The organism is Prolixibacteraceae bacterium, assembly GCA_019856515.1.
In the GTDB taxonomy this organism is placed as follows: domain Bacteria; phylum Bacteroidota; class Bacteroidia; order Bacteroidales; family Prolixibacteraceae; genus Halosquirtibacter; species Halosquirtibacter xylanolyticus.
On the sequence record CP082230.1, the window covers coordinates 2,335,219 to 2,356,151 of the forward strand.

Annotated in this window: 12 protein-coding genes; 5 read left to right on the plus strand and 7 right to left on the minus strand. The window is 37.9% G+C overall.

Annotated elements, in window-relative coordinates; translation table 11 throughout:
* The first annotated feature begins 19 nt into the window (after positions 1 to 19).
* Positions 20 to 2,164, plus strand: coding sequence for a TIGR01666 family membrane protein (gene yccS, locus K5X82_08295; GenBank protein ID QZT38884.1), 2,145 nt, complete (start codon positions 20 to 22; stop codon positions 2,162 to 2,164).
* A gap of 76 nt (positions 2,165 to 2,240) precedes the next feature.
* Here yccS and K5X82_08300 read toward each other — a convergent pair whose 3' ends face one another.
* Positions 2,241 to 3,530 (minus strand): bifunctional folylpolyglutamate synthase/dihydrofolate synthase, encoded by a 1,290-nt coding sequence (locus tag K5X82_08300; protein QZT38885.1) that lies wholly within the window; start codon positions 3,528 to 3,530, stop codon positions 2,241 to 2,243.
* 228 nt (positions 3,531 to 3,758) lie between these two features.
* On the opposite strand from K5X82_08300, the gene K5X82_08305 reads away from it, so the two are divergent.
* The gene (locus K5X82_08305; protein QZT38886.1) at positions 3,759 to 5,090 is read left to right on the plus strand and encodes a PhoH family protein; all 1,332 of its coding nucleotides are present in this window, start codon (positions 3,759 to 3,761) and stop codon (positions 5,088 to 5,090) included.
* 66 nt (positions 5,091 to 5,156) lie between these two features.
* Here the strand turns inward: K5X82_08305 and K5X82_08310 are convergent, their stop codons facing one another.
* The 4 genes from K5X82_08310 to K5X82_08325 all read right to left on the minus strand — a co-directional run bounded on the left by K5X82_08310 (position 5,157) and on the right by K5X82_08325 (position 10,196).
* A complete protein-coding gene (locus K5X82_08310; GenBank protein ID QZT38887.1) occupies positions 5,157 to 6,518 on the minus strand; it encodes an MFS transporter in 1,362 nt (453 codons plus the stop codon).
* Between the two features lie 130 nt (positions 6,519 to 6,648).
* Positions 6,649 to 7,401, minus strand: a complete 753-nt coding sequence (locus K5X82_08315; GenBank protein ID QZT38888.1) for a hypothetical protein — start codon at positions 7,399 to 7,401, stop codon at positions 6,649 to 6,651.
* Positions 7,402 to 7,487: 86 nt separating this feature from the next.
* Entirely contained in the window at positions 7,488 to 8,606 is a 1,119-nt protein-coding gene (locus K5X82_08320) for a DUF4831 family protein (GenBank protein ID QZT38889.1), read from the minus strand.
* A 69-nt stretch (positions 8,607 to 8,675) separates the two neighbouring features.
* Positions 8,676 to 10,196 (minus strand): NAD(P)H-hydrate dehydratase, encoded by a 1,521-nt coding sequence (locus tag K5X82_08325; GenBank protein ID QZT38890.1) that lies wholly within the window; start codon positions 10,194 to 10,196, stop codon positions 8,676 to 8,678.
* Positions 10,197 to 10,540: 344 nt separating this feature from the next.
* Here K5X82_08325 and K5X82_08330 point away from each other — a divergent pair, with 344 nt between their 5' ends.
* Positions 10,541 to 12,175: a peptide MFS transporter gene (locus tag K5X82_08330; GenBank protein QZT38891.1), complete on the plus strand. Its 1,635-nt coding sequence runs from the start codon at positions 10,541 to 10,543 to the stop codon at positions 12,173 to 12,175.
* Positions 12,176 to 12,513: 338 nt separating this feature from the next.
* Here the strand turns inward: K5X82_08330 and K5X82_08335 are convergent, their stop codons facing one another.
* A complete protein-coding gene (locus tag K5X82_08335; GenBank protein QZT38892.1) occupies positions 12,514 to 13,170 on the minus strand; it encodes a DUF6266 family protein in 657 nt (218 codons plus the stop codon).
* A gap of 1,017 nt (positions 13,171 to 14,187) precedes the next feature.
* On the opposite strand from K5X82_08335, the gene K5X82_08340 reads away from it, so the two are divergent.
* Together K5X82_08340 and K5X82_08345 are read left to right on the plus strand one after the other, a co-directional pair.
* Positions 14,188 to 15,651, plus strand: coding sequence for a sulfatase-like hydrolase/transferase (locus tag K5X82_08340; protein QZT38893.1), 1,464 nt, complete (start codon positions 14,188 to 14,190; stop codon positions 15,649 to 15,651).
* A gap of 188 nt (positions 15,652 to 15,839) precedes the next feature.
* On the plus strand, positions 15,840 to 17,297 hold the full coding sequence (locus tag K5X82_08345; GenBank protein QZT38894.1) for a sulfatase-like hydrolase/transferase: 1,458 nt from the start codon (positions 15,840 to 15,842) through the stop codon (positions 17,295 to 17,297).
* Positions 17,298 to 17,701: 404 nt separating this feature from the next.
* Here the strand turns inward: K5X82_08345 and carB are convergent, their stop codons facing one another.
* Positions 17,702 to 20,926, minus strand: a complete 3,225-nt coding sequence (gene carB, locus K5X82_08350) for a carbamoyl-phosphate synthase (glutamine-hydrolyzing) large subunit (GenBank protein QZT39102.1) — start codon at positions 20,924 to 20,926, stop codon at positions 17,702 to 17,704.
* Between the last annotated feature and the right edge of the window lie 7 nt (positions 20,927 to 20,933).

Below are 20,933 nucleotides of genomic sequence, written 5' to 3' on the forward strand. Positions count from 1 at the left end.
TAATCGCGTTAATGTAAATATGACGACCAAATCGAAATTATTATCAAAGACCAAAGGACTTTCTCTATTCTCATGGATGAAAGAGACTTTTTGGCTATATCCAGATAGACTTCTTGCCATTAAAGTGACCTTAGCAATGATGTTTATCGTCTTACCATTCCTTCTTCTAGGCTACTCTTTTATTGGAGTCACCTTAAGCTTAGGAGTTATTGCTGCGGCACTATCTGAAACAGATGATCATCCTAAAGGGCGTATTGTTTCTTTAGGGTTTACATTGATCTGCTTTTTTGTCGCGAGTGCATCTGTAGAATTACTAAGACCTTACCCCATACTATTTGCCCTTGGAATGGTCTCTTCCACCATTATCTTTATTATCGTTGGAGGAATTGATGAAAAGTTTAGAGGTATTACTTTTGGAGCTATCTTGATAGGCATCTATGCTATGTTGGGCTCTAGTCTAAGTAGCACTTGGTACGAGCAACCGATCTTTCTTTGTGTTGGAGCTCTTACCTATGGTCTATTCTCATGGATTCTTTTATTATGGCATCCCTATCGTCTTCTAGAAGAGCAGCTATCACGAGGGTACACAGCTTTAGCAAAATATATGGAGTTAAAGTCAACTCTTTTCACTGATGACCGAGTAAATATAGAAAAGAGAGTCAATAAACTCGCACAGCAGAACATCTTGGTTGTTATCGCCCTAGAGCGTTGTAGAAATGTATTACAGAGTTATACCAACTCCGGTGCAAACAAAGAGAATATGAAGCCCTACTTACATCGTTTTGTACTGCTTCAATCCTTGCACGAAAGAGCGGCAGCAAGCCACGAGCAATATACGCTACTCTTAGATGACATCAATAACGGACCAATACTACAAGGAATTGGTCAGGTATTACATCAGCTATCTAAGTCATGTAAGAACATGGCTAAAAGTTTACTGAGTGGCAAACCATATCAACATCCAACTTCATTAGATTGGACCATTAATGTATTGCAAGATCAACGCCGTAAATATCCTCAATTCCATGATCATCCCTTAGCATTACTTATCCATAGTTTAATTCAATCTCACTTTGCCTTAGTGAACATCGAATATAACAAGGACATTATTGTTCTTCCAAACTTCTACAAGAAGAAGACAGATGTATGGAAAAAGATACGAAACCAACTGTCACTGCAACACCCTCGTTTGAGATATGCAATTCGTCTGTCTACCTGTTTCTTGATAGGGTACTTACTGACCTTGGTTTTTCAGATACAAAAAGGAGAGTGGATTATTCTCACCAGTCTTTTCGTATGTCAACCCAGTTACAGCGAAACCAAACAACGTTTATTCCAAAGAATACTAGGGACACTACTTGGAGTTGTAACAGGGGTGGTCATATCTCAATTAATGCCTACTTTACCAGGACAGATTATCACATTACTCGTTGCAAACTATGCCTTTTTCTTATGGCTTAAACGAAGATATTCGCATTCGGTAATCTTCATTACCATATTTGTAGTTTCTGCTTTTAACCTGATATCAGGAATGGGAGAAGAGATGATGGGAGCACGTATCCTTGACACTCTTATTGGAGCATCATTAGCACTCTTGTCTGTCCGATTCTTATGGCCTGACTGGCAAAGAGATAAACTACCTATCTTATTATCTACGGCTCTACGTAGGAACAATCTATATTATAAAGCCATTGTGAAGGCCTACCATATGTGTGAATTAAATGAAACCTCCTATGCAAAAGCTCGACAACGTGCACATATGGCGGACAATGCACTTACACAAGCATGGCAAGGAATGAAATTAGAGCCGAATTCGAGCAAGAATAAGGAAGAAGCTGCATTTCAACTAACCTATCTAAACCATGCAATGGTTTCTTACCTATCAGCTTTCGGATCACATCGACACACTCCTACCCACTTCTCTGAACAAGAATCATGGGCCTACCTTCGTATTGGAGAAGAGCTAGATAAAATTAGTAAGATAGATATGAAAGATATGGCCTCTCTTCCGGTAGTGGAGTTTAAAGGCTTTCTAGATGAGCTTACGGCAGCCGTTGATGTATGTGAGAAAGGATCGAAAAGACAGAAACTCGTGATTCTTTATAATATTGCAGAAGTTATATACCAAATTCTGGTGGTAACCCAACGCTATATAGAAGAGTAAAATATAAAGAGGATGCCCTTCTCTTTGGACATCCTCTCTATATCAAACCATTCTCTATATTATCTTTTTAGATTATCTAGACAACCTCTGCCACGACAAAATTACTTCCTCCGACAAAGACCATATCATTTTCACCAGCAGACTCCCATGCACTTTTCAATGCTTCTCGAACAGAATCATACACGTTACCCTCTAGTCCAAATTCACTCGCACGTTCTTTTAATTCATCCGCTTCCAATGCACGAAGAATATCAGGAGAACAGAAATAGTAAGTCGCATCCTGCGGTAACAGTTTCAATACCCCACGAACATCTTTATCACTCACCATTCCTAAAACGAAGTGTAGTTTTTCATAGGTCGATTCCGCCATCTGTTGTACCACCTGAACAATGCCATCTACATTATGGGCAGTATCACAAACCACAAGTGGCTTATCCGACAATTTCTGCCATCTTCCCATCATACCAGTATTCTCATGTATATTGCGGAGTCCATTATACAGGTCTGATTCTGTCAACTTATACCCTAGCGAAATCAATTTCTCATATACGGCAACAACAGTAACCACATTTTCTGCTTGATAACGTCCTTGTAGCGCCACGGATAAATTTGGATAGACAAAACCATTCCCCTTGCGTAGTTCAACCACACGACGATCACCCTCAATACGATGGTCTTCGAGCGTAAACAATTGGTCAGCAAAAACGAGTGGAGCATTCACACCGGTGGCTTTCTCTTCAAAAACCTCCATACATGATCTCTGTCTTTTACCTACAACAACAGGAACCCCGTCTTTAATGATTCCCGCCTTCTCTTTAGCAACCTTCGACAAGGTGTCACCTAAAAACTGGGTATGATCTAATCCGATATTTGTGATCACTGAAAGATCTGGTATAATTACATTCGTACTATCTAATCGACCACCCATACCAACTTCAATGACAGCAACATCTACATTCTGTTTATCAAAATAGTCAAATGCCATGGCTACGGTCATTTCAAAAAAAGAGGGTGTAAGATCAGGAGAAATCAACTTATAGTGTTCCACAAAATCCATCACACTCTCCTCCGAGATCATCTCTCCATTGACACGGATACGTTCTCTAAAATCTTTTAAATGAGGGGAAGTATATAGTCCTACTTTATATCCTGCTTGCTGTAAAATCGAAGCGATCATATTTGAGACACTCCCTTTTCCATTGGTTCCAGCTACATGTATCGTACGATAGTTTGCATGGGGATGGTTATATATATCATCCAAAGCCAATGTCACTCCCAAATCATGTTTATATGCACTTGCTCCCTGTCTTTGAAAAAAAGGAAGCTGATCATACAAATACTCCAATGTCGATTGATAATCCCTCATATGCTCCTATTTTAACTTATTTATCTTATTTATATACAAACAACCCTGTCTCTTTTTTGTTACATTTAATAAAGAGAAGGCTTTTACAAAGTCGCAAATAAAAAGTAAGAATCAAAGGATGAATTCTACTTTGTTTTTCCGATATTATAGAGTTTTTTGCATCACAGGCCCTCTCTTCAAAAGCTATATCACCCAATATCGAGCAGTAACCTATTAAAATATAATACTATGGCAAGCAAGAAGGTATTTATTCTCGACACAAATGTAATTCTTCACGACCACCGTTGTATCCACAACTTTGCAGATAATGACGTAGTCATTCCCATAACGGTCTTGGAAGAACTCGATAAGTTCAAAAAAGGAAACGATCCGATCAATTTCCAGGCGCGTCAATTTGTTAGGGATCTTGACGAAATAGTGGGTGACGAACTGTTTAATTCGGGAGTTTCTTTAGGCGAAGGTAAAGGAAAACTCAAAATCGAATTAGGTAAACCCTTTAGTAAAGAGATGAGAGAATCCTTTTCAGAAAATATTCCTGACCACAAGATCCTTGCCATAGCACTTTGGATACAGAAACAGAACGAAACACAATGTGAGTACTGTAAAGTAGTATTAGTATCGAAAGACGTAAACCTACGTATGAAGGCCAAATCCTTGCATCTTGAGGCGGAGGACTACAAAAACGATAAAGTACAAAAGATTGATGACCTTTACTACGGAATAGAGACGATTAGAGACTTCAATACCGCCATCATTAATGAGATATACGAACGAAATGAAATCCCTTTGGAGGAGAGTGGTATTGAAACGCCCACTCCTAATCAATACTATATACTGAAAAGTGAAAACACAAGTGTATTGGTTAGATACAATGCTAAAAACAATACCATACAGAAAGTAGAGAAAACAATGACCTATGGTATTAAACCTCGCAATGCAGAACAAACATTAGCACTGGATGCTCTACTAAACCCCGATATTACACTGATATCTATAACAGGAAAAGCAGGAACAGGTAAAACACTTCTTGCATTGGCTGCTGCACTTCAACAAAATCATCTTTACGATCAAATTATGTTGGCAAGACCTATTGTCGCACTAAGTAATAAAGACTTAGGGTTTCTTCCAGGAGATGCTGAAGAGAAAATAGGACCTTACATGGCTCCTCTCTTTGATAACTTATCAGTAATTCGTAGAAGCTTCCATATCAATAGTCAAGAACACACTAAGATAGACGAGATGCAGAAACAAGAGCGACTCATAATTACTGCTCTAGCATTCATTAGAGGGCGTAGTCTATCCAACTCCTTCTTCATCATTGACGAAGCACAAAACCTAACTCCACATGAGGTTAAAACAATTATTACGAGAGCTGGTGAAGGTACAAAGATGATATTTACTGGAGACATTCATCAAATCGACTCACCATATCTAGACCAACAATCCAATGGATTGGCATATCTAACTTCGAGGATGAAAGGACAAGAGATGTTTGCCCATCTTGACCTTGTAAAAGGAGAAAGAAGTGCGCTTGCAGAGATGGCAAGTAACTTACTATAAAAAACAAAAGGGAGTGATCATAAGATCCTCCCTCTCTTTAATATATCTTAATCTACAAGATATCGACTAGTGCTTATCGTTAGGAAGCTCCAATCCATATCCTTTTTTGCGATCCGCATTTTTTAGTAGTACTGCAAATACCACTGCTAAAATACCAAAACACATAAAGATAGTCATCGGTAAATTATAATTATATGTAACAACATCAGCACCAGGCTCAGATGAAATACAATACTTCTCTAGAACATATCCAATCAATAGAGGCACACCCATCAATCCCCAATTCTGTACCCAGAAGATCATAGAGAAGGCTGTTCCTAGTTGTTTCTCAGGAATAATCTTAGCTACCGATGGCCACATTGCTGAAGGCACCAATGATAAGGCAACACCCAATAATACAACCAAAGTGATCGCGACAGGAACACTTGTCAGTCCTTCCATCGCAAATAGACCATGAATAAAGACTAAAAGAACCGAACCAATGATCATCATGGTAGCTCCTTTACCTAATTTGTCATAAATACCACCAAAGATAGGTGTCAAGAACAGAGTACCTAGCGGTAATAAACCTGGTAAATCACCAGCATCTTCAGGTGTCATTGCAAATTTATTGATAAAGAAATCTGTCGCATACTTTAAGAATGGGAACACTGAAGAGTAGAACAATACACAAAGAAGTGCAATATACCAGAAACCTCTATTGGCAAATATTGCCCCCAAATCTTTGAATGAAAACCCTTCATCCGAAGCTTCATCTTTTTCCACCTCTATAGAAGCTTCCAACTTCTTATCCATCACAATATAGATAAAGTATGAAAGAAACCCGATAATCAATAGAACCAAACAGAAAGCCAATGGAGATGATATAGTACCAAAATGATCTACAATACGTAGTGGAGCTGCCATAGCTAACATCGTTCCAATACGTGCTACAGCTACCTGTAATCCCATCGCGAGAGCCATCTCGTAACCTTTAAACCAACGTACCAAGATCTTGGATACTGTAATACCCATAATCTCAACACCAGTTCCAAAAATAGCAAATCCTAATGCAGCAAAAGCCACCTGCTTTGAGTGTCCCAACAACATAGCACCCTCTGGAAATTCAGATGCAACAGCCCAATATTTAATCGATGCACCAACGACCATTAAACCTGATGCCAATAGTCCAGCAATACGAGCGCCAAATTTATCAAGAATAATACCTCCAATAAATAGCATTCCGAAAAATACATTGAACCAACCATATGCACTGGTAAACCATCCGTAGTCACCACTAGTCCATCCTAAATCCTTCTCTAATAAAGGTTTTAATGGAGACATGACATCCGTAAAAAAATAACCACAAAACATGGTTATAGAGACAATCAGCAAAGCGGACCATCTTGCGACTGCGCTATCACGCAAAGATTTCTGTACAGTATTCATTTTATCTTAAATTCATAAGTTTAATTGTAAAAGTAATAAAAGCCCTATACTACGAGTATGATTAATTCACAAATAATGATTTAAATGTAACCCTTCACACATCGTTAATATAACTTTTAGAACAAAAGGACTAGGCCTCTACATCATGCAACAAAGGATGTGGTGCATGAAGGTCTGTCACCATAATCGAGATACTATAGTCAAACCAACTAAGAAGATGATCTATATCCATATTGGTAGGCCAATATTTCGCATCCACAAACTCCTTGGTCAACTCCATTTGAACCATCTTTTCAGCATGTGATGCCAAGAAATTCTCTGGTGCCCCCAAGTGAACATCTTCACTATCATCAATAAGGTACACGGAACTCTGATTTCTAAAGTGTTCTATATGTAAAGGGGTTTCACTCACCTCCATACGATTCAAGAAATCGACAAATAACTGTTTCGGGGTTAATGTCACAGCAAAACGATTAATTGTCAATGATGAATCTTCCTTAAGATCATCCTCAACAGCAACCTCTTCTGTCACTACTGGAGTCTCCTCTTGTTCCATCAAGTCTAGCTCCTCTTCTGATGCTCCCAACAGAGATTCTAGTTGGAAAAGATGATTTGCCATATCCTCCATCTGAGGTATTGTCACACTAAATGCATTAGCAATAGCTTCATCATCCACAACCAAGCCTTCTGTCAATGACAAATGGACTGAAGCAGCATAAACCACACCTGACGATATCATCTCTAAATCCGTATCTTCCAACTCTTGCTCTTCTCTGACTTGCAATGACTGTGCCATCTCTAATGCAAGAGGTAGATAGAGTCCCTCTAACTTATCATTACACACATTTGATATTATCGTCTCTAAACGTTCTTTATTGCTCATATCTATTCTTTCAATGATCAGTAAAAAAGGTTTATACATACCCTAAGATATATACAAACCTTTTTAATATTATAATCGATAGAAGTTTAATCTTCTTCTTTTTTCTCTTGCTCCAATAACACAACTGATTTCAAAGCCCCACTCTTCTGATCCATCGTAATCTTATACTTTGGAGTCGACTGGCTATGATTCGGTGCCATAGGGAAACGAACTCCTTCCTGTGCAACCATCATTGTAGTAGATGCCAAAACTTTCGTTCCGTCCATCAAACTTACAGATGCCATACATGGAATACGATAGTAAATTCCATCAGGAGACACTGAACCAGCTCCAGCTTGCTTATTTAATATCGCTTTTGCATTACTATCAGCAACCACATTCAACATCATCGGTTTTCCTGATAAATCTGTTGTAGGAACAACCCCTTTTCTCGCATCAAAACGAAAAGCAACCGCTTGCGAGTTGTTAGGTACTACATCAAAAACAAAGGTACGATGTCGTACGACATGTTTCCCAACAAATAATGCGGTATATCTCTCTTCGATCTCTTTCAATTGAGCAACTACAATCTCGTAAGCTTTTCCATCTGGCGGTACAGTCTCATATTCCGATGCCAACATATGGAAACGACGTTTTCTCAACTTTGTAATTGTATGGGCTGCATCATATGCCTTTCTCTTTTCAGAAAGAAGCGTCCATTGATCAGGCAAAGAATCATTCACCTCAACAAACTCTTGAATCGAACGATCATTCCAATCTATCACTGTTGGTTCAAATGGCATAAATTCGTTTTGAGTCATAGGTAATGACGTCACCTCATCATCAAATTCTCCATTGATCCCTTTAATAATTCCCACTGAATTTACAGCAATATCTGCCACTGCTGCACTTTTTATCTGATGATACTGCGATCCATCCGCAGTCACAAAAGACCCAAAACGAACCTGTTCAATTTTCCAAGATGCAGAAGCTTTTGTCTTCACATTCGGAATACTCAACAACTCTTTTGCAAATGAGTGATAAGGGCCGGGGATAAACTCATCATAAGTCGCTTCAACATACACACGTATCCCTGTAGCAGGAAGTGCATAGACTGGTCCATTAGTATATGGAACAACCACTTCTTCTCCCTTTTTTCTGTCTGGAGCAGCTATCGTAAGCATACTACAAAACATCAATAAGGCCAACAATTTACATGTCTTCATAACAAGAGGTATATTATTCTATTACGCTTTATTTTTCGTAAATTTCTTATTTATTTCTTTTTCATCCAATTATTTAGACGAGGAATTTACCAACTTTTCCCAAACTACCCCAATAAACTGTGGTAGATCAGAAACATTTAAACTCTGATTGTCTCCTCTTTCAGCAAAAACATCTCCTGCCTTACCATGAATCCAAACCCCCATACGTAATGCTACATCAGGTGCATAACCATTCGCTAGAAGTGACACAATCAAGCCAGTGAGAACATCCCCACTTCCTCCTTTTGATAATACAGGACCTCCACTATCATTTACACTCCACCTCCCTGAAGAATCAACTACGACACTATTTTTTCCTTTAATCAAAATATTTATCGACCCCCTGACAGCCAAAAACCGAGCCTTTTCTATACGTTCCCAACTACTCTCACAAACACCCAATAATCTTTCAAACTCTTTAGGATGGGGAGTCAATATAGAACCTTTGGGGAGTTTCTTCAATAAATCAGGATATTCAGACATAATATTTAACGCATCTGCATCGAGTACCATTGGCACATGGGTCTGTTCAATCAATGTTTCCAACGCATGTACCGTTAAACTTCCTTGACCTAATCCAGGTCCTACTGCAACGGCACTATAACGTTCTAGACATGGCACGGAACTAAAACAGTCATTACTCTCATCCACAGACACCAATACTTCTGGACATGACAAATGCATCAATATCTCATATGAGTTTGGGATATGTGAAGTAACCAATCCACAACCTCCTGATAATGCCCCTTTGGCAGCCAATATTGCAGCTCCCATCATCCCTTCCGAACCAGCAATAACTAATGCATGTCCTTTACTTCCTTTATGCGAAAAGGAATGAACAGGAAAAAGCCACTTTCGGATTAGCTGAATATCGACATAATCACATTGAGCACTCTCCCCCTTTAACATATCTGGACTAAGACCTATAGAAACCACTGATAAATTACCAACGTACCTCGAATTTTCGGAGAAAAAGAGCGAGGCTTTTGGAATTTCAAAAGTCCATGTATCGTTCGCACAAACAATATGTGCATCTCTTGGTGTCTCCTTATCAGCAAATAGTCCAGAGGGAATATCTATCGCAGCAATAGGTAAAGAAGTTCCATTAACCCACAACACCATATCTTTGTAGATTCCAGAAAGAGGACGAGATAATCCAATTCCAAATAACCCATCAATTAAAACCGTTGATTTATCGAAATCTTGATCCTTCTCAAAATGGCACCAATGAACAATCTTTATGGAAGTCATTGCTCTAACCTCATCATAGTAGAAACGTGCATCTTTACTTTTTGCCACCTCTTGATCACCTGCAACAATCTCTACCTCATATCCGAGCTTATCTAGTAACATCGCAACGACCAATCCATCTCCTCCATTATTTCCTGGACCAATAAAAAGGATACATCTATAACGTAAAGAATACTTTTGAGTGAAAGCAGTTGTCCAACGAGAAGCAGCTCGATACATAAGTTCAACAGAACTGATATTTTGTTTCGCACAGCTCTCTCTATCCCACTGCTCTATTTGAGGTGACCTCCATATTTTCATATTCTAAATCTTTATTGATTCATACCAACCATGGGAAGTAATATGAGAACAAAAACCATATCATAAGTAATACCATTTATCATCATAAAAAATCATCTATTTAGACGATGCTTACCTCTCCACCTTTCCCACTTCTACTACAAGTTACAATAAAATAAAAGATACAACAAATAGTAATCTACTTAATATCAAGACTTGTTGTATACAAACTAATAAAAATCATATGTTTACAATATCCCATAACATATTTTGGGCATCATCATTGCATGGTACAGTATCAAAAAAAGAATTATATTTGTGATAATAGGAATTTTATTTAGAACAAATTAATTAAACGAATAGCTATGCTAAAAAATCATCCGAAGGGACTCTTGGTTGCATTCTTCGCAAACATGGGTGAACGTTTTGGATTCTATACCATGATGGGTATCCTGGTATATTATCTTACTGCAAAGTATGGAATGACAGGAACGGAAGCGGGTACGATCTATAGTGGATTCTACGGTGCCATCTACGGTCTGGCATTGGTTGGTGGTATTATTGCCGACCGAACAAAAAACTTCAAAGGGACCATCAGTGTGGGACTTATTACCATGTTGGCTGGATACATCTTTATGTCAATTCCGGGTCTCTCTCTTTACTTTACAATAGGTGCCCTAGGAGTAATTGCTTTAGGTAATGGCTTATTTAAAGGAAACCTTCAAGCAGTAGTAGGTCAACTTTATGATGACCCAAAATATTCTCACCTTCGTGATTCTGCATTCTCTATTTTCTATATGGGAATCAATATTGGTGCATTATTTGCGCCAACAGTAGCAGCAAAAACGATCAACTGGTTTATTGGAAATCAAGGTTTTGTTCGTAACGATGAACTTCCTGCATTGATCCATAAATTCCAAGAAGGAACACTTGGAGATACTTCTGCACTTCAAACAATTGCAGATAATATGATGGGGAAAAGTGTAGATCTTGCAACATTCTGTACTGACTACCTTTCAGCCTATAGTACTGGTTTTAACTATGCTTTTGGTGTAGCTGGTGCCATGATGATCTTCTCATTCATCATCTATATGATCTTTAAGCGTATGCTTCCTGATGTGAAAGTAAAAACAAAAGAGTCTGGTGAAGTAGTTGAAATGTCTGCGGAAGAGACAAAACAACGTTTTGTTGCTTTAGGTTTGGTATTTGCAACCGTGATCTTCTTCTGGATGGCATTCCACCAGAACGGTTTGACACTATCTTTCTTTGCGCGTGACTATACCATTACTGAAGTCGGGCCTGCCACTTTCTTAGTATTTAATATCTGGTCTCTTCTAACCATTGTTGCTGCAATTCTTTCGCTAAGAAGTATCATCGTTAACAGAAAAGATATTAAAGCACAAATGATCTCAGCAGGTATCTTTATTGCATCTGTTATTGGAATCTATATGTTCTATATCAACAACGATGCTGTAAATAAATTCTCTCCTGAGCTATTCCAACACTTTAACCCTACAATGATTGTATTCTTAACACCTATTGTTGTGGGATACTTTGCATGGTTAAACAAACGTGGAAAAGAACCTACTGCCCCTCGTAAGATTGGTATGGGTATGATCATTACAGCTTTTGCTTTTGGTGTGATGCTTATTGGTTCTCTAAACCTTGCTCCTTTCTCTGTTGCCGAAGTAGATCCAAATCATGCAAGAGTGGGTACAGAGTGGTTAATAAGTACTTACTTTATCTTAACCCTTGCAGAGCTATTCTTAAGCCCAATGGGACTATCATTCGTTTCCAAAGTATCACCTCCAAAGTACCAAGGTATCATGCAAGGTGCATGGTTAGGTGCAACGGCTGTTGGTAACCTTCTTTTAGGTGTAGGTAGTTGGATGTATGAAAGATTTGAGATATGGCAAGTTTGGGCCGTATTTATCATACTATGTGCAATAGCTGCTTCATTCATCTTCTCTATCATGAAGAAGATCGAAAAGTTCGGTTAATCTACCAGTATATATAACTAAATTTCAAAAGGCGAAATGCACATGCATTTCGCCTTTTTTATTCTCCAACTCAAATACATCATACCTTAAATTCATACCCTTCTCATATAGCATTACAACCTCCATTTATAAACCAATATACTCCATTCTCGCTCAACAGTCATTACAAGCTTGGGGTCTTATCTGCTGGAGGATGGATAACAAAAGAAGCTACACACCTCTTTAAAAATCAATCATCACAGTTTATCCTACGTTAATACCTTATATTCACGATGCTTCACAATATAAAATACGTGTTATACTCAATGCACAGGAATGCTACGCGTCTAAGAAACAGCTTAACTGTTAAAAGTAAAGGTCTGTGGCATCGTATCATCGATCGATAATTCGAAATAACAACTACCATAGAAATGGGAATGTAAGGGATCGAAAAGCATTAACCAGAAATGCTGGTTGCTACGATAATAGCTTCTAGATGGAAGGATACATTCACATTGACATGTTGCATCGTATTGAAAAGGACCATGAACATTCGTAGAGACATCGCTCTCTTCCGCTTGTTGAATAAGATAAAAAGGGAGCTTCTTATTCTCCCATTTAGGGTGAAGCTTAAGATGTAACGACAGATGTTCGCCATCATAGGTCGTGGTGATATCTTCTAACCCACTCTGAGGGTCACTACTCAACAGTATCTCAGAATAGTTCATCTCCAAGTGGGGGTATTCTCCTAAAAATGGGGTTTTTAGAATTCGCGAACGTGCCAATACATGACCATTAACAAATGCTTTTGTAGAAGGAAAGCTCAAACGTACTATTTCACGTAGATTATGAAGAAAGTCTATGGTCAACTTCATTTTCATTCGTTGGGCCAACTGTTTCGGTGTTTTACGATCGATATGCTGTGGTCTTGAACGGATCACTCCTTTACCTCTTACTTGGTAACACACAACTGGACCGACGATACCACTAATGTGGTTTTTCTTTATTAAAGCCATAATCATATTTTTTTAGTTACATCTTATTCTCCACCTTATTGTTGTGAAGTAGATCTAATCTATCTCTTTATTAATCAACAGATACTATTTTTTTTGATGCATGTATGATTATGTACGTTTATGTGCGATTATGTATGATTATGCGTCCACTTACATGAATAAAAACCCCTATGTTATACCCGTACCATAGAACTACTTTCATACTAACTCCCCCTGCTTTCATTCGAAAGTAGCTCATTGTTCACTCGAAGTTCATTCATCGATTTAGGGCTTTGGGTGAATGAAATTTGAGTGTACTTCGACCAATGATAGAAAGAAGTCAGGGGAATGACAGGGGAAAGCAGTATGGTATCATAGGCTCCATATAAAAAGAGCTCATCATAATGACACGTCTCTATTTCATAAGATTAAACGACCTTGATATTGGTCTATTATTCGCTATAGTACGGTGGTTTGTCTACTCGATGGAAGTAAAAAAGGTGTCCTGCGAAGAACACCTTTCTATGAGAATAATTATTTACATAAATTATTCTAGCACAATATTTCATTTGTGAAATTATAACGATATAGATACCAGGATCAATCAAAAAGAAAGAATAAGTGACAATAGTTTCTCTCTTTATTCATTAATACAAATGGCACTACTTCTCTTCCATTTGATGTTTTTTTGGGTATCTGTATCCAACTTTAATATACTTAAACCTACTCAATTACTATCTCATTTTTTAACACAAATGTATCTTCATATATCATTTTGTACGAATCAATATACGTTTTGGATATTTGAATAAGCAAATTTATCCACAAAACACCCTAATTGCATATACAATGAATACAATTAGTAAATATTTGAAATGTACTAGGATATTCAATGCGATGTAAACAACTGTAATATAGATATCTAATAACTGATCAATTAAAATGGACCTTTGTTCTGCGTCCATTAAATGAATAAAACCATAAGATTTAGCTCTCTTGGAATGAAAATAATCATCAATCACTAAATAATTACCAAATATGAGAAAAGTTAAATATGTCATCTGCATATTATTTGCTTTATACGTAAGAGATATTAACGGTAAAACCATCGATAAAAAGCAACCACCCAAACAACCTAATATTGTATTCTTTCTAATTGATGATATGGGATGGAAAGATCTAGGTTGTTTTGGCGCACAGATATATGAGACTCCTCATATAGATCGTTTATGTTCTGATGGAGTAAAATTCACAAATGCATATACTTCAGCTCCAATTTGTTCTCCTGCAAGAGCATCAGCATTAACTGGATCAAATCCCTATTCAATGCGCATGTGGAATCATCTACATTACATTCCTACAGATAAAAAATTATTACCTGCATATCTAAAAGAAGTCGGTTATCAGACTTGGCATGTTGGGAAATGGCATATCGGGAATGCAGAACAACACACCTACCCACAAGATAAAGGTTTTGACATTAACATTGGAGGCGGAGAATCATGGGGACCTGGGTCTTATTTTTGGCCATATAATTGTAATAAAGATGGGTCACCAAGAAACATAAGAAATGCAATTCCTGGGCTCTATAAAAATGGAAAAGAAGGAGAGTATCTGAATGACCGTCTGACAGACGAGGCATTCAATATTATTGAAAATAGAGATCCTGATAAGCCATTCTTTCTAAATTTCTGGCACTATGCTGTACACAATAATAAGGAGGCTAAAGAATCTGTTATTAATAAGTATAAGAAGAAAATTAGAGCATATAAATTAGATACAACGTATAGAACAGACAATCATGTGGGTGGAAAATTATTGACAAGTGAGACAAATGCTACTTATGCTGCAATGATTGAGAGTGTAGATGAATCTATCGGTCGAGTCGTCAACAAAATAAAAGAAATTGGAGAGTATGAAAACACTTTGTTTATTTTCTATTCAGATAATGGTAGTACAACAGAAGATGTTCCATGTGCACCACTTAATGGTGGTAAGAATACGACATATGAAGGAGGAGTAAGAGTTCCAGCATTTGTGGTGTGGAATAATCATACTTTACCTGCCTCGACCTATCGCAAAGCAATATATATAGGAGATGTATTTGAAACGATTTTAGATGCTGCACAAGTAAAAAGAGAAACTAAAACAGAAAGTTATTCATGGTTTCCTATTTTTGAAGGGAAAGAATTACCCAACAGAGAGTTTATTTGGTATTATCCTGTGAATAGAGAATTAAGAGGACAACTTGCAAGTGCTGCTATTTACAATGAAAAATTAGGGATGAAGTATATCATGAACTTCACTAGTAATAAAGACGAACTGTACGATATTCAGAATGATATTGCAGAACGAGATAATATTATTGCAAATCATAAAAAGGAAGTTACTAAGTTAAAGACAAAACTCGTTAGTTTTATGGAAGAACAATATTTAAAAGGACTACCATTACCACCAAATAAGCATCGAAAAAATATTGAGTCTAGACTAAATATTAAATAGTGAGAATAGTTGGATATATGAATTAATCATTCAAAGTCAATTGTCTCATATCTCAATCATAATATCTATTAGTTCTCACCACTAATAGATATTATTCCATACCCAAACAAATCACAATTTGTAAGTTGAATACATCTCAATAAATCGTAAGCTAAACAACAATATTCCAAATAATAAAACACCTTAATATGACTAATTCAAGGGTAATATTTCTACTAATGTTATGTCTTTTTTTCCAAGATCTAAAAGGGAAGACAAAGAGAACTAACTTTATTCAAATTCTAACTGATGATCAAGGGTGGGGCGATTTAAAATCATATGGACACATATTCCTAAAAACACCTCATATAGATAACCTTGCAGAAGAAGGTATAAAACTAACTAATTGTTATTCGGCGCACTCCGTTTGTTCTCCATCAAGAGCAGCAATATTAACAGGAAGGACACCATATCGAAATGGAGTTTTCACTTGGATACCACCTAAACATTATTGTTTTCTTCCAAAAGAAGAGGTTACCTTACCACAACTATTGCGAAAAAATGGTTATCAAACGGCTCATTTTGGAAAATGGCATTTGAGTTATTATTCTGAAGCTAAAACAAAAGTCAAAGGGCATTATAAAGATTTTAAGCTTGGCACAACAAATCAACCGACAATGAAAGAGTATGGTTATGACTACTGGTTTGCTACAGGTAATGTTGCTCGTCCTAATCATAAGGATCCTGAGAACTTTTTCTTAAATGGAAAGAAGATGGGCAAGATGAAAGGCTATTCCGCACAAATCGTTGCCAACGAATTTATTAAATGGATGGATAATAATCTTGATATGGATACCCCGTTCTTTGTTACGATATGGTTTCATGAACCTCATGGACCAATAAATAGTGATCCCCAATATATCAAACGTTATTCACAAATAAAGGACAAGAGTTATCAGCAATACCTAGCGAATATAACACAAATTGATGAAGCTGTTGGTAAAATAGTGAATACTCTAAAGAAACATAAGGCTTTTGACAACACGTTTATCTGGTACACAAGCGATAATGGACCAGAAGGGAAAGATGGATATGGAACATTTAACAATAGTGATAACATATATGGTAAAGAACGATATCGTGGAAGCACTGGAGGCTTGAGGGGAAGAAAACGACACACACATGAAGGAGGAATTAGAGTTCCAGGCATTATTTCTTGGCCTGAAGGAATTCGTAACCATAAAATCACTGCTGGTACTCTGAGTGCAGAACCAGTGATCGGATCAGATATATTTCCTACATTTCTTGATATTGCAGGCATCTCTCTTCCAAAACACAGAGTTATTGATGGAGCATCCATTATGCCTATCTTTAATGGGAAAGATATTCATCGCAAAGAGACAATATACTGGAGAAATAACAATTATGAATATCGCATAGCTATTCGTATTGACAATTGGAAACTTTTAAGTAATTCTCAAAGAACAAAGTTCCAACTATATAATTTAGACCTTGATCCTAGAGAGACCACCGATTTATCAATGAAATATCCAAAGAAGTTTACCAAAATGAAAAAGATACTAATAAAGAAAGATATTGAAGTCTTAAATGAAGGCCCCACGTGGTGGAATAGAAACAATCAGGTAAAAGAAGTTATGCCCAAATGAATTTGATTGTATTATGCAGGGAGCTAACCACAATAACACAAACCAAGTACTTTCAAACCAATAGACATTATCTTAGAGGTTTTAAAATATATTTAAACAAGAACTAGGCGAAAAGAGTAGTGGTGTTCTTTGGCTAATACGATTTATTTCTACACATATACTTCCTAAGATTCCAAAGGTATACTGTGATACTCTTTAATGAAGGACAAACAAAATAGAACGCAAGAATATAGCTCATTTATAGAAGTAAATGGTATTATATCTAAACGAAGAAGAGATGCTTCTAATCGGAATTATTAGCGGAAAGAATATAGACTTCATTTTTTATTGAATTACAAACCGAACGACTCCTCTTTTACAGAGGAGGTCGAACGTTTGATATGATATATCGTCTTATCGGGCGATTAATATTCACCCCATGATTTGATCAATAGATCGCTGTCGATATCCTGCTTACAGAATGAGTAGATAAATGCACTTGCTACACGGGCATTGGTAATCAATGGCACGTTGAAGTCAATAGCATTACGACGTACGTTATAACCATTCGAAAGCTCACGTTTTGTGTGATCCTTAGGAATATTGATTACAAGGTCGATCTTCTTGTCTTTGATAATGTCTATCGCATTTGGATGTTGCTCTTCATCTGGCCAGTAAACCATTTCAGAGTCTACCCCATTCTCAGCAAAGAATTTATGTGTTCCTGCAGTAGCAAATAGATTATATCCTCTCTCTTTCAACATCTTTGCACTGTTCAGCAACTCCACTTTTCCTCTTAGTGGTCCTGATGAGATAAGGATGTTCTTCTCTGGCGTACGATATCCAACCGAAAGCATCGCTTTGTACATCGCCTCGTAGAAGTTTTCACCCAGACAAGCAACCTCACCTGTAGATGACATATCAACACCCAAAACAGGGTCAGCATTCAGTAGACGGTGGAATGAGAACTGTGGTGCTTTCACCCCTACATAATCCAATTCGAATAGCGACTTATCTGGCTTCTCGAATGGTACATCTAACATGGCCTTTGTTGCGATCTCAATCAAGTTTGTTTTCAACACTTTCGAAACGAATGGGAACGAACGTGAAGCACGAAGGTTACACTCAATAACTTTGATGTCGTTGTCTTTCGCCAACAACTGCATATTGAATGGTCCAGTGATCTCTAACGCTTTTGCGATCTGACGTGCAATACGTTTCACTCGACGGATGGTCTCTACATAGAGCTTCTGTGGAGGGAATACGATAGTTGCATCACCAGAGTGAACACCAGCAAACTCTACGTGTTCAGAGATAGCATATGCTACAATCTCTCCATCTTTGGCTACAGCATCCACTTCAATCTCTTTGGCTTGTTCAATAAACTCAGAAACCACTACTGGGTGCTCTTTCGAAACATGCGCAGCCATTCGTAGGAAGCCTTCCAACTGGTCTTTATCGGTCACCACATTCATGGCAGCACCTGAAAGAACATATGATGGGCGAACCAATACTGGGAATCCAACTTCATCCACGAAGTCGAAGATCTCATCCATTGAAGATAACTCTTTCCAACGAGGCTGGTCAATCTCTAACTCATCTAACATGGCAGAGAACTTCTGACGATCCTCGGCATTGTCAATCTTCAGTGGTGAAGTACCTAAGATTGGCACTTGTTGACCATGAAGTTTCATGGCTAAGTTATTTGGAATCTGACCTCCAGTAGAAACCACGACCCCTTTCAAGCTCTCTAGATCGTTTACGTCGAGTACACGCTCTAACGAAAGCTCATCAAAGTATAGACGATCACAGTTGTCATAATCCGTCGATACAGTCTCTGGATTGTAGTTCAACATGATGGAACGGTATCCATGTTCTTTGATGGTATTTACCGCATTCACTCCACACCAGTCAAATTCGACAGATGATCCAATACGATAAGCTCCAGATCCAAGAACAAGAACAGACTTATTGTCTTGTACAAAATCTACATCATGTTCCTGACCATGATAGGTCATATATAGGTAATTTGTTTGTGCTGGATACTCTCCTGCAAGGGTATCTATCTGCTTTACAAACGGCGTAATATTTAATGCTTTACGATAATCACGTACTTTCAATGCATCGGCCTGCATCTCTGATGTTTCCCCTTTCAACACCATACGAGCAATCTGGAAATCAGAGAAACCAAGTTTCTTCGAATCCAAGAGCATCTCTTTTGTTAGTGACGCTAGATCATTATACTCCATCAAATCACAACGCATTTGATAGATATGGTGAAGTTTACTTAAGAAGAACTTATCAATACGGGTCATCTCCCATACTTTATCTACGGAGTAACCTTTGTGAAATGCCTCTGCAATAGCAAATACACGACGGTCAGTAGGACGTTGTAGCTCTTCGTCGATATTATCGATCTCCATCTCACCACGATTTCCAACAAAACCATGCATCCCAAGACCTACCATACGTAGCCCTTTCTGCATCGCCTCTTCGAAGGTACGACCTATAGACATGATCTCACCAACCGACTTCATACTTGATCCAAGCTGTTGTGCTACACCTGAGAATTTAGTCAAATCCCAACGAGGAATCTTACAAACACAGTAGTCGAGAGCAGGCTCAAAACAGGCAGTTGTCTCTTTGGTTACCGAGTTTTTCAACTCATGAAGACCATAACCTAGTCCAAGTTTTGCTGCTACAAACGCAAGAGGATAACCTGTTGCTTTTGATGCAAGTGCAGAAGAACGAGATAGACGTGCATTCACCTCAATCACACGATACTCTTCTGAGTTAGGATCTAAAGCAAACTGTACATTACACTCTCCCACGATACCTACACGGCGGATGATGCGAATACTCACCTCACGCAGTTTGTGATACTCGGCATTGGTAAGTGTTTGTGATGGAGCGACAACGATAGACTCTCCTGTATGGATTCCTAGTGGATCAAAGTTCTCCATATTACACACCGTAATACAGTTGTTGTAACGGTCACGAACCACTTCATACTCTACCTCTTTCCATCCCTTTAAAGACTCTTCTACAAGGATCTGTGGAGAGTAAGAGAATGCATTATTCGCTAGTTTCTCTAACTCCTCAAAATTATTACAGAATCCTGATCCCATACCTCCAAGGGTAAAGGCAGCACGAATAATCAATGGGAAGCCAATCTTCTTTGCTGCGACTTTGGCTTGTGCCATATTTTCACATGCAATACTTTTAGGGGTATCTACATCTATTTCACCTAAGATACCTGCAAAGATCTCGCGATCTTCCGTGTCGATAATAGCCTGTACAGGTGTACCTACAACCTCAACATTATATTTTTCTAGAATACCTTGTTCGTAAAGTGCCACACCACAGTTCAATGCAGTCTGTCCACCAAATGCCAAGAGTATTCCTTGTGGGTTCTCTTTAATAATTACCTTCTCCACAAACTCAGCTGTTACAGGCAAGAAATATACTTTGTCTGCAATATCCTCTGAAGTTTGGATCGTTGCGATGTTAGGGTTGATAAGAACGGTCTCAACCCCCTCCTCTTTTAATGCTTTTAACGCCTGTGAACCAGAGTAGTCGAACTCTCCTGCTTCCCCAATTTTAAGGGCTCCGGAACCTAATACGATAACTTTCTTCACTCTATCTTTGATATCTGTC